At 51.5% G+C, this 12,083-nt stretch carries 9 protein-coding genes; 7 read left to right on the top strand and 2 right to left on the bottom strand.

Annotation, left to right across the window (positions count from 1 at the left end; genetic code table 11):
• Nucleotides 1–225: 225 nt before the first annotated feature.
• On the top strand, nucleotides 226–510 hold the full coding sequence (locus tag L2712_RS08375; protein ID WP_052125547.1) for a hypothetical protein: 285 nt from the start codon (nucleotides 226–228) through the stop codon (nucleotides 508–510).
• A 115-nt stretch (nucleotides 511–625) separates the two neighbouring features.
• On the opposite strand, the gene L2712_RS08370 is transcribed toward L2712_RS08375, so the two are convergent.
• Together L2712_RS08370 and hldE are read right to left on the bottom strand one after the other, a co-directional pair.
• A complete protein-coding gene (locus tag L2712_RS08370) occupies nucleotides 626–1,462 on the bottom strand; it encodes a hypothetical protein (RefSeq protein ID WP_248977485.1) in 837 nt (278 codons plus the stop codon).
• Nucleotides 1,459–2,889 (bottom strand): bifunctional D-glycero-beta-D-manno-heptose-7-phosphate kinase/D-glycero-beta-D-manno-heptose 1-phosphate adenylyltransferase HldE, encoded by a 1,431-nt coding sequence (gene hldE, locus L2712_RS08365; protein ID WP_248977484.1) that lies wholly within the window; start codon nucleotides 2,887–2,889, stop codon nucleotides 1,459–1,461. The genes L2712_RS08370 and hldE overlap by 4 nt, the downstream gene beginning before the upstream one ends.
• Before the next feature lie 105 nt (nucleotides 2,890–2,994).
• Here hldE and L2712_RS08360 point away from each other — a divergent pair, with 105 nt between their 5' ends.
• The 6 genes from L2712_RS08360 to L2712_RS08335 all read left to right on the top strand — a co-directional run bounded on the left by L2712_RS08360 (nucleotide 2,995) and on the right by L2712_RS08335 (nucleotide 11,975).
• Complete coding sequence (locus tag L2712_RS08360) at nucleotides 2,995–3,921, top strand: LpxL/LpxP family Kdo(2)-lipid IV(A) lauroyl/palmitoleoyl acyltransferase (RefSeq protein ID WP_248977483.1); 927 nt, start codon at nucleotides 2,995–2,997, stop codon at nucleotides 3,919–3,921.
• A gap of 274 nt (nucleotides 3,922–4,195) precedes the next feature.
• Nucleotides 4,196–6,487 (top strand): nitric-oxide reductase large subunit, encoded by a 2,292-nt coding sequence (locus L2712_RS08355; RefSeq protein ID WP_248977482.1) that lies wholly within the window; start codon nucleotides 4,196–4,198, stop codon nucleotides 6,485–6,487.
• A gap of 174 nt (nucleotides 6,488–6,661) precedes the next feature.
• Nucleotides 6,662–8,197 carry a nitric oxide reductase transcriptional regulator NorR gene (norR, locus tag L2712_RS08350; RefSeq protein ID WP_033538666.1) on the top strand — a complete coding sequence of 512 codons (1,536 nt, stop codon included), beginning with the start codon at nucleotides 6,662–6,664 and terminating at the stop codon, nucleotides 8,195–8,197.
• A 25-nt stretch (nucleotides 8,198–8,222) separates the two neighbouring features.
• Nucleotides 8,223–9,650, top strand: a complete 1,428-nt coding sequence (locus tag L2712_RS08345) for a M16 family metallopeptidase (protein ID WP_248977481.1) — start codon at nucleotides 8,223–8,225, stop codon at nucleotides 9,648–9,650.
• Nucleotides 9,647–11,080, top strand: a complete 1,434-nt coding sequence (locus tag L2712_RS08340) for a M16 family metallopeptidase (protein ID WP_248977480.1) — start codon at nucleotides 9,647–9,649, stop codon at nucleotides 11,078–11,080. Before L2712_RS08345 ends, L2712_RS08340 begins: the two co-directional genes overlap by 4 nt.
• Nucleotides 11,081–11,354: 274 nt before the next feature.
• On the top strand, nucleotides 11,355–11,975 hold the full coding sequence (locus tag L2712_RS08335) for a helix-turn-helix transcriptional regulator (protein WP_248977479.1): 621 nt from the start codon (nucleotides 11,355–11,357) through the stop codon (nucleotides 11,973–11,975).
• The last annotated feature ends 108 nt before the right edge of the window (nucleotides 11,976–12,083 follow it).

Here is a 12,083-nt window from a genome sequence, read left to right as displayed (position 1 = left end):
ATTGGGTAAAGAAAATAAAATTAGATAAATCTTATTGATTCGATAGCAGTTTACTTTTCCAGCTAAAAATCCTGCACCGTGAGATGGAAAGTTATCTAAACATTTCGACTATACTTAAGCTGTGGGGCCGCGTTTTGGCTAAGTGAATCACTTGCATAATGAGTTCACATCTGATTATATAATCACCATATGCTCATGTTAGCGTTTCCTAAAGAGGCTTTGAAAATGCAAACTCAAGTGCTAAATAATGGACTGCTATCTTTCGATGATAGACGCGTTTCTCAGGCTCACGCTAACGAACATTGGGATAGGTTGACGACGGCACAGCGATTCGCCTTCTACACCTTAGCGAAACTTGGCTACCAGCTACTCTTTGTCAGACAGACACCCACAATGAGTACTGCCATCGCCAAGCAGGAAGATCAACTCGCGACCATAGACGATGATGGAGATATCGACTTTAATCCCGATATCGTTTTGCGTGAACGACGTCCACCTCGAAAGCAATAATGAAAAAGGAGCCCTAGGCTCCTTTTTTACTGCTCAACGTTTTACTAACCAACTTGTTGCTGACCAACTTGTGACAGCTTAAGCTTGCCGTTTATCTGATCGCCTCAGGTATAAGTTACTCACCTTGCATCGACTGCTGAATCAACCACTGCTCCGCCGCAGGCTCGCCCATCATATGACGTATGGTTGGGCGAATAAACTCCCCCATCTTAGGCCGACGCCAAAACATATATTGCGGTAAATTGTGCATTGTGCCCGCACCAAAGACACGTTGAATCAGACTGGCAAACTCGTCGAGCTCCGGCTGTTCATATTGGACCAACTCAGGGTAAATGGCATCGATGAGGCTATCGAAATCGTCAAACTGCCCCAGCGCCTGCCAAGTGTAGCGCGCCAGTAGTTGCGACAACATAGGTGGCGACCAATGAGAAATGGCCGTCACACTCTCAAATACCTCTAAGTTACGTCTATGGTATTGCTGCCAGGCAAGCGTCTCACTCTGCCCAGCCCGGGCCAGAGACCAAAGCAGATAAAAGTCAGCCAACCATTCGTGTTGATAGGGGCTCAGCTTATCAGTTTGCAAGTAAACCGAGCTTGAACGACTCACCGCCAAATGTCCTAGCTCGTGGGCCAAGGTCATCTGATAGCCCTGAGCAATCGGCAAAACATAGACCTGACCATTCCAGAGCGCCGAATAAGCGCTAGGTATCCGCTCCTTGGCCAACAATACCAAACCTGTCACTTGAGGATGCGACAAGGGTTTGACCATGGCACCGCGCCGCCCCATCTGCGTTAGCAAGAGTTGAGGATCGCCTGGCAGTTGGGCTCTGGCCTTAGGCGGAAGCTCGGCCAGACAGTCGGTTATCTGAGACGTTTGACACACCAATGCCTGGCCAGAGGGCATTGGCGCCCAAAACCAAGCACTGGCAATCAGAAACGTCTCGAGGATCACTGCTTAGCCATGATGTTTTCTATGATGGCCGTGGTAGAGACACCGTCTTCGAAGCCTAGAACTTCAACGCTGCCTCCGGCTGCAATCACCTCTTTTCCACCAGCGATATCTTCGACATTATAGTCGCCGCCCTTCACCAGCTTGCTTGGCAATAGCCGTGAGATGATGCGCTGCGGTGTATCTTCACTAAAGGGCACAACCCAATCCACCGAAGCGAGTCCTGCCAGCACCGCCATGCGGCGCTCCAACTTATTAACCGGGCGACCATCGCCCTTAAGACGCTTCACCGATTCATCGCTGTTAACGGCCACGATAAGCCTGTCCCCTAGCGCTTTCGCCTGCTGCAAGTAACTCACATGCCCGGCATGCAGAATGTCGAAACAGCCATTGGTCATCACCACCCGTTCGCCCTTAAGCTTTGCCTCTTCGAGGGCATAGGCCAATTGATCTTCACTGACGACGCCATAACCACTCTCACCATGACTGAGATTCAGCGCGGCAATAAGTTCGATGCGGCTCACGGTAGAGGTACCTAGTTTACCCACCACAATGCCTGCGGCTGTGTTGGCCAGTGCACAGGCGACTGGTAGCTCACAGTCTACCGCTAACGAGGTGGCCAGGGTCGAGATCACCGTGTCACCGGCGCCGGTGACGTCATAAACTTCTCGGGCAACGGTGGGAATATGCAGCTCGGGGGCATCTCTAGTGATCAGTGTCATCCCTTTCTCCGAGCGCGTCACCAGTAGCGCCTCAAAATCGAAATCGGCTAACAATTGCTTGGCCTTTGCCACCAGGTCCGCTTCATCCTGAACTTTACCGACCACCTGCTCAAACTCACTCATGTTAGGAGTTAGCAGGCTGGCGCCGCGATAGCGTGAAAAATCACTCCCCTTAGGGTCAACCAACACCTTAACCCCTTTCGCCTTCGCCTTGGCAATAAAGGCTTCAGGCTTATCGATAGCACCCTTGGCGTAGTCGGACAACACCACCACGGCTACGCTGTCGAGTTCAGCTTCGACACCAGCCAGCAGCGCCTGACTCTGCTCGGCCGGATAGGCCTCTTCAAAATCGAGACGGATCAGCTGCTGATTACGGGACATCACTCTGAGCTTAGTGATGGTTGGTAGGTGAGCCACTCTGTGCCACTTAGGCACAACGCCTAGCGCCTCAACCCCCTGCGTCAGTGCAGTAGCTGTTTCATCCTCGCCCACTATGCCTGCAAGGCGCACCTGACCACCTAAGGTGGCGATATTCAAAGCAACGTTTGCCGCACCACCGGGTCTGTCTTCAATTTGATTCACTCTTACCACGGGCACTGGCGCCTCAGGCGAAATACGCCCCGTCGGGCCGCTCCAGTATCTGTCTAACATCACATCACCGACGACCAGAACTTTAGCTTTTTCAAAAGCAGGCAGAGAAATCTTCATATGGCACTTATCTTTTTGCGAAAATTAATCCCTGATTATACCTAATTTTCTACACAAATTGAGTTAGAATAAGCAGTAATTTTTGTTAACCCCGTAGAGTCAGCCGTGGTCGAAAACGCACAATTCTCCTCACAATTTTTTCATCCAAAATACTGGTTAATCTGGTTCGGGGTTGCCCTGATGCGACTGACACAGCTGCTTCCCTTGCGGGCACAGATGACACTGGGAAAAGGCATAGGTCGACTGGCGATGAAACTTGCAGGCAGCCGCGTCAATACTGCCAAACGCAATATCGAGCTTTGCTTTCCCAAGATGAGTCCGGCGGAACAAGAACAGCTGCTGACGCAAAATTTTGAAGAAACAGGCAAAGCTATTTTCGATATCGCCAATGCCTGGTGGTGGAATGATGAGAAAGTTCAACGCCACATGACGATAAAAGGGCGAGAACATGTCGAAAACACACTGGCAGCCGGTCAGGGGGTGATCCTGTTTGCGGTGCACTGTCTACCACTTGAGATGGGGGCACGCATCCTGGGTCAATTTCAGCCAGGCGTTGGGGTCTACCGTCCCCACAATAATCCACTGATGGAATACCTTCAGGTCAAGGGACGCCTGCGCTCTAACAAGGGGTTAGTACACAAGCGAGATATCAGACAGATGGTGCGCAGCCTGAGAAACCCAAATGTGGTCTGGTATACCGCCGATCAGGATTTTGGTCGCTCCAGCGCCGTCTTTATCCCCTTCTTCGCTGTACCAGATGCGGCAACCATCACGGGCGCCACCACCCTAGCTAAACTGGGTAAGGCCAAGGTGATGCCTTTTATCGTAGTACGCAACCCAGATGACAAGGGCTACACCATAGAGATCCAACCGCCACTTGAGGATTTCCCCGGCGAAAATGAGGTCGAGGATGCCAAGCGCGGTAACCGCATCATAGAGTCCATCATCTCGTGCAGTCCGGCGCAATATATGTGGCTACACAGACGCTTTAAAACACGTCCCAATAAAGACGATCCCTCGCTTTATCGCTAAGCCTGCCGTGTTTATCTCCCAAAGGCCAGCCCTCGGGCTGGCTTGATAACGTACACTAAACTGCTCAAAATGTATCAAATCGACACCCACATACAACAATTGTCAATATGACAAGTAGTGTCATTTTTACACTTGATAACGATTGTCATAATGACAAATTAATAAGACACCAATAGATAGTAAATCATTTAAAATCATAAGTTTAAAATAGTGGCACGTTAGCTGCTATAGCAGAGTACTCCACACCAACAATTATATTGCGCTGAGAGGCTCTATGAATAAACAACGGCTAACGGCGATAGCACTCTTAATAGTACTTATCGCTTCCTTCTCTGTCCTGCTGAGCATAGGCAGTGACATCTATCGCGAAAAACCTCCTATTCCCACTGCCTTTACCGATGTTCAGGGACAGCCCCTGTTCACCCAAAACGATATTGAGCGTGGTCAACTGGTTTGGCGCTCTATGGGCGGACACCAACTGGGTTCCATCTGGGGTCATGGCTCCTATGTCGCCCCAGACTGGACCGCCGACTGGCTGCACCGAGAGGCGCAGGCCTGGCTGGATATCACCGCCAAGGCGCAGTATAACCGCCCCTTTAATGAGTTGGATTCAATCAAACAAGCAGGCCTAGAGCAGTCACTTCGTGAAGATATGCGTCGTAATACCCTGACAACCCAAGCGAATGGCGACATTAGCATCAGCCTGTCAGACACGCGTATTCTGGCCATAGAGCAAGTCTCAGAGCACTATCTGTCACTCTTTGGTGACGACCCTGAACTGTCTATTTTGCGTGAACAGTACGCCATGAAAGAAGGCACAGTGCCTGACCTTGAGCGTCGTCAGCAGCTTAATGCCTTCCTCTTCTGGGGCGCCTGGGCGGCAATTACCGAACGTGACGGTCAAAACTACACCTATACCAACAACTGGCCATTCGATCCTCAGCTGGGTAACACTCCGACCTCAGACAACATCGTCTGGTCAATCTTAAGTATTGTCACCCTGATCGCCGGTATCGGTGCCCTGGTTTGGCATCACGCATCGGGTAAGCATGAGCCACTGCCAACACCAGCGGACCAAGATCCACTCTTCCTTAAGAAGCCTACCGCTTCACAAAAGGCCGTTGGTAAATACTTCGTCACTGCCGTGGGACTCTTCCTGTTGCAGATAGTCTTAGGTGGTATCACGGCCCACTATGCGGTCGAAGGCCAAAACTTCTACGGTATCCCACTGTCGGAAATACTGCCTTACTCTGTCACCCGTACTTGGCACACTCAGCTCGCGGTATTCTGGATTGCCACCGCATGGCTTGGCACCGGCCTCTACATAGCACCTGCGCTGTCGGGTTACGAGCCTAAGTTCCAACGCCTGGGCGTCAACGTTCTCTGGGTGGCGCTGGTTGTTGTGGTGCTAGGCTCTATGGCTGGTGAATGGATCGGCGTACAGCAGTACTTCGACTTAGACACTAACTTCCTCTTCGGTCATCAAGGTTACGAATATATCGATCTCGGTCGTGTATGGCAGGTACTGTTACTGGCGGGTCTGTTGATCTGGCTTGCACTGGTCACCGCCTCTATTCGTCCAGCCCTTAAACAACAAGGCGAAATGCGCCCCGTGATCTGGGTGCTGTACGCCTCTTGTGTTGCCATCGGTCTATTCTACGGTGCCGGTCTCTTCATGGGTAAACACACTAACTTAGCCATAGCCGAATACTGGCGTTGGTGGGTTGTTCACCTATGGGTTGAAGGCTTCTTCGAGACCTTTGCTACCTCGGTAATCGCCCTGATGCTAGTGCGTCTTGGACTTATCCGTGCCCGCAGCGCCAACGGCGCCGTACTTTTCGCCACGGTTATCTTCCTCACTGGTGGTCTTATCGGTACCCTGCACCACCTGTACTTCACTGGTACACCAACAGGTGTTATCGCCTGGGGCGCTATCTTCTCGGCACTGGAAGTCGTTCCACTAGCCCTGATCGGTTTCGAAGCCATCGAAAGCTACCGTATGCGTAACGCCAGCCCTTGGATGATACGTTATAAGTGGGCCATCATGTTCTTCGTCGCGACCGCCTTCTGGAACTTAGTCGGTGCCGGTGTACTGGGCTTCCTGATTAACCCACCTATCGCGCTCTACTTTATCCAAGGCTTGAACACCACGGCAACTCACGGCCACGCTGCCTTCATGGGCGTGTACGGTATGCTGGGTGTTGGTCTGATGCTCTTCTGTCTGCGCGGTCTGACGGGCAATATCCAGTGGAATGAGAAGCTGCTTAAAGGTGCCTTCTGGAGCCTAAATATTGGTCTCGCAGCCATGGTCTTCATGTCACTGCTACCTGTCGGTCTGACTCAGTTCTTCGCCGTCATCGAAAACGGCTACTGGTTCGCCCGCTCACCAGAGGTGATCCACAGCCCATTGGTAGAAACCTTGGTCTGGATGCGTGTCCCAGGTGACGTCGTCTTCGGTGCAGGCGGTCTGTTCCTCGGTGCCTTCCTGTTCGACATCATCAAGAAGGCCATTAGTGCTAAAGGCACTGAGCCTGTGGCCGATGCAGCGCTATCGGCTAAAGCATAAGGCCTAACATCACTCGACAAAGGGGTCATATCGACCCCTTTTTACCCTCAAAGTAAGTGTAAAAATGACAATAAACATTACTGTTAAATTGACATATACTTCATCCTAATACAGCCGCTGCATGCCAACGAAGAAGGATATGCCTTGGCATAGGCGCTACATTTCGGAGACCCCATGGCATTAAGTCAAACCCAACTGACGCGTATGGCGTTAGATATCACCTCGGGATTGTCCAATCATGACAGGTTCTCGCGCTTGCTCGATACCATCAGGGAAAGCATGCAGTGCGACGCCGCCGCGTTACTGGAGTTCAAAGGACAGCAGTTTACTCCCCTGGCCATCAATGGCCTGAGCCCAGATGTACTGGGACGTCGCTTTGTACTGCATGAGCACCCCAGGCTCGAGGCGATCGCCCGCGCTGGTGATGTGGTGCGCTTTCCCGCCGACAGCGATCTGCCCGATCCCTACGATGGCCTGATCCCCAACCAAGGCGACAACCTCACCGTCCACGCCTGTATCGGCCTGCCGCTGCTGGCCGATGGCAACCTGATAGGTGCAGTAACCATAGACGGTTTCGACCCGGATCAGTTTAAATCTTTCACCAACGAACAGCTCAGAGGGATAAGCGCCATCGCCTCAGCCTCCCTCAACAATGCCCTGTTGATCGACAAGTTGGAGAAACAAGCACTGCAATCCCAGTGGGACAAAGGCGATAGCGCAGGCCAGAGCAAGGAGGGCAACAAGGAGATCATTGGCCATTCACAGGTAATGAACAGCCTCAAGCAGGAGATCGCCGTAGTGGCGCCAACAGATCTCAATGTGTTGATCATGGGGGAAACTGGCACGGGTAAAGAGCTGATTGCCCACGAGATCCATCAAGGCTCCATGCGCGCCGCTCAGCCTTTGGTTTACCTCAACTGCGCCGCCTTACCCGAGTCTGTGGCCGAGAGTGAACTGTTTGGCCACGTAAAAGGTGCCTTTACCGGCGCGGTCAGCAATCGCAGCGGTAAATTTGAGATGGCCGACAAGGGCTCACTGTTTCTCGATGAGATAGGCGAGCTGCCTCTGACGCTGCAAGCTAAGCTGCTCAGGGTTTTGCAATATGGCGATCTGCAGCGGGTAGGTGACGATCGCAGCCTCAAGGTAGATGTCAGGATCATCGCCGCCACCAATAAAAACTTGAAAAATGAGGTACTGGCGGGACGTTTTCGTGCCGACCTTTATCACAGACTGAGTGTCTTTCCTCTAGTGGCGCCGCCACTGCGAGAGCGGGAGCAAGATATCACCCTGCTAAGCGGCTTTTTTGTCGAGCGCTGCCGCCAGCAACTTGGGCTACAGACACTGAGACTAAGCCCTGCCAGTCTGACGATGTTAGAGGGCTATCAATGGCCCGGCAACGTCCGGGAGCTGGAACATAGCATCTACCGCGCCGCCATTTTGGCCAGAGCCCAGTCATCAGGCAGCAATGGCCTGATCAATCCTGAACATTTTGAATTTGCCAACACAACGCCGCGCATCGTCCCTACCCAAAACCGAACCATCAGCCACAAGTATAGCGGCAGCCTCAAACAGGCTACCGAAGCCTTTCAGGCAGACTTTATTCGACAGTCGCTGGCACAACATGACGACAACTGGGCCGCCACCGCCAGGGCGCTGGAAGTGGACTCGGGGAATTTACACCGCCTGGCAAAACGGATAGGGTTAAAATAACTCGAATATCATTGATAACAATAAGATGCCCAATTCTAGACACGCTCAACCACTGCTCATCGCCCTGCTTAGTCTACTAGGCTTAAGTGCTATGGCTGACGAGGCAAGCCTGGAGCCGTTAGCCGCTCCGCTTTATCAGCTAGAGCAGCAACTGAGCTACCATGAGTTGGACAACGGCCTGAAACTCCATCTGCTACCACTGCCAAATAAGCAGAGTGTAGCCATCTCCAGCCAGTTTGCCGTCGGCTCGCGCAACGAGGCCGAGGGAGAGTCGGGATACGCTCATCTGTTCGAGCATATGCTGTTTAAGGGCAGCGAAAATGCCCCGGGTGATAGTTACAGCCAGACCATGAGTGCCTACAGTGGCCGCTTCAATGCCAGTACCTTCTTCGATGCCACCAACTATTATGTCAACCTGCCCAGCCAGGCCTTAGAGTTAGCCCTCTGGCTCGAGTCAGATCGCTTTATCCGGCCCAGACTCAGCGACGAGACAGTGCGCAATCAACAGCAAACCGTGCTCGAAGAGATGGCCACCACGATAGATAACCAACCCTATATCCGCCCAGCCATGGAGTTCCTGCTTAATCAGATAAAAGACAGCCCCTATGGCCATGCCGTGATCGGCTCGGTTGACGATGTTTCCGCGGCCACGCCTGCCAGCCTGAGCCGCTTTCATCATGACTTTTATCGCCCCGATGCCATGCAGATGGCTATCGTCGGCAACCTGCCTACACAGACACGCACCTGGGTCGAGCAATATTTCGGCGCCTGGCAGAAGCCCACGACTCCGCTCGCCAATTTCACACCACTTAAGGTCGACAGACACACAGTTCAAGGGGAGATAGTCGATGGCCGCGGCCCCTGGCCGGGATTATTGTTAGCCTGGCACACGGTAGGCGCCTTGGACAAAGACGCGGCGGCGATCACCTTAGTCGAAGATTATCTGCTACAAAATCGCACTAGCATGTTGGAGCAGTACCAGCTTAAGACGCCTGACACCCTGCTGCATTACTCCATCCCGCTAACCATGGAACATCTGGGCGTGATGAATCTTATTTTGGTGCCCAGGGCTAAGGTTTCACTCGACGATCTTAGCCAGCGCATTAGCCAAATGGTCGACCAACTGGCTGACAAAGGGATCACCGACAAAGAGCTAACCCAACTCAAGCGTCGCTGGCTATTAGGCCATCTGAGCAAACTCGACAACGACGTGGGACTGGCTAATCTGCTCAGCAGTAGCCAGCAAAGGGATCTCAAGCAGCCACTCTCGGGCCCCTGGGAGCGCATTGCAGCCGTGACTTCGGAGGATATCCAAAGAGTCACCCAACAGTACCTGAGCCCGGGTTATGTCCGTCTGGATCTACTGCCCCCCTGGTACATTCGTTGGGGCAAGGCGATATTAGAGTGGTTACCCGAAGGCGTATCTGACTCGCTGGAGGAGAAAGTGCTATGAGACTAACCTCGCTAATATTACTCGGCTGCTGCCTCTGGAGCAGTGGCTGTCAGCAAACCCAGCTGACCTTTACACCAGTAGAAGCTCCCAAGATCCCAAGTTTTACCGCACCGACCAATGCGCCAGCAGTAATACAAACCAACTTTGAGGCGATAACATTACCTGAGGTTGTGCCACTGTCGCCCAATTTAAGCTTGCACCGACTCCCAGGCCCCCCGTCGCAACTGCTCGGAATACATCTGGTAGCGGTGAGTCCAAATGCCCCTTATGAAAACCTGGATGTTTTGCATGGGGCGCTCGATCAACTCCGCCTGAGATTTGCCAATCGTCACGACTTGCCCTGTATCGAAAGACTGGCGATCCACCCCAGCATTCACAGCCTGCGCCTTAGCCTCAAATGTCCGCCATCTGAACTGCAGCAAGCGGTCGATATTCTGGCAGAAAGCTGGTCACCAGATGCCTATCGCGAGCTGGATCTGGCCAAGCTCAGGCGCCAGCTGGCTCTGGACAAGCATATCAAGGCCTTTACCGGCAGCGAGATTGAACAGGTCTGGGCCGAGAAGATCCTCGGCAACGCTCACCCCTACAATAAGGCATTAAATAACAAGGCACTACAGCAAGATCTGGACTTGCCTCAGCTACTCGCTTTGGTCGAGCAAACCAAGGCTCAGAGCCAGTGGCATCTGGTGTTAGAGGGGATACACGAAGTTGATAGCCCCTCAAAGGAACAAATTACCGCCAGTCTGAGCGAGCTGGGCAAGACAGCAGAACGCGAGGAAAACTTCGTCGATATCTTTAATCCCTACGGCAAACAGCTGTTTATTATCGATGCGCCCGGCACTGTGCAGACTCAGGTGCGGATCGGCTATCACCTGCCACTCAAGGCTGGCAGCCAAGAGGCATTTGCCTGTGAGGCCCTCAGTCACTGGCTCGGACGTAGCTTTTCGGGACGTCTTTATTACGATCTCAGGGAGCAGCGCGGCCTCACCTATGGTATCTACGGCCGCTGCTTCAACAATCCTATGGCCCGAATTCTCAAATACTACGGCGCCACTCAACAACAGCACACGGGCGCCTTCATTCGTGGCATCTTAGATCACCTAACGCTGGCGGCCGATGCACCACCATCACAGGCCGAATTTGAAGCGCTGCAGACCTCTCAGTTTAGCCAGATCGCATTGCGACAGGATGATTCGAGCCAGCGCATGGAAGACTATAGCCAAGCGCTCGCCCGGCAAACACAAAGGGACTCTAGGGTAGACCGACTCCTACTCTGGCAGCAATTGACACCCGAGGCGCTACAAGCCTTAGCGCAGCAAACCTTTAATCATGTGCCAGTGATTGTCATTCGCGGCGACCTTGCGCGCATCAAGCCAGATCTTGAAGAAAAACTTCCCGACTGGCAGCTCAAGCTCATCTCGATAGACTAGCCTCATGTCAAAGGTGAGGCCGCAAGGTGTTGTCTCACCACCTTCCTTAAGGCACAGACGCATACCACTTTTTTACAGATGCTTGATTATCGATGCCTACCAAGTTTACACAGATGATCAATCGTCCCCCTTGATATTAATTCCTCCTTATATAGAATACGGAAAAATAAACGAGCGTTTAATAATTTATTCATAATAAAGTATTACGCTCTGCAAAATAAATACACCCTATTAGTAACAAAGTAGTACATTATAAATCTCATAAGGATGTGAAATGTATAATGGTGAATTATTTACCCTGAGTAAATCGACTAAAAATATTCAGCTATTAAAGAATATTTCTGGGTTACTCAATCTAAAGGTCAATACCAGTATTACCCCCTTGACCACTTGGAATAACACCCAGAAAACCCCAAAAATTCTGTTTCATTTCCTCAAAGACGTACAAAGCGAACTTGGTCTGATAGACCCAGACCTTTTATCAGCGGGTAAACATATCGCTATCTGCGAAAACCTCTCGATGGATGACGAGCTAACACTTATAAAACATGGCTTTAGTGGAGCAACCAAGGCTTGCAGCCCGGCACATGCCATCATGCAGATGTTAGATAATGTCCTCGAGGGCAACCTGTTTTTCAGCTTGAGCGCCCTGTCACACTATATTCAGACACAGCAAAAACCTTCTAAATCCTCCGAGCAACATGCACTGTTTCAAGGCATCACCAAGAAGGAGAAAGAGGTGCTCTCTTTTATCTGTATGGGCCTGAGCAATTCAGAAGCAGCAAATAAAATGAATGTTTCAATAAATACCATCAAAATGCATTTACAAAACATTTACAAAAAAACCGACTGTAAGAGCCGTGGACAACTCCTGGTTAAATATAACCAATTATAGGTAATAAAATAATAACAACGGGTAGGTTATCCAGGGCAATATTATTCCTAGGGATAATTGAGACACTAGGTTATGACGATAAAATAACCGAGTCTTAAAAATATATTC

It is taken from the genome of Shewanella marisflavi (genome assembly GCF_023283925.1).
Taxonomy (GTDB): domain Bacteria; phylum Pseudomonadota; class Gammaproteobacteria; order Enterobacterales; family Shewanellaceae; genus Shewanella; species Shewanella marisflavi.
The sequence above is the reverse complement of the archived record's forward strand: the minus strand, read 5'-3'. Positions and strand labels throughout refer to the sequence as shown.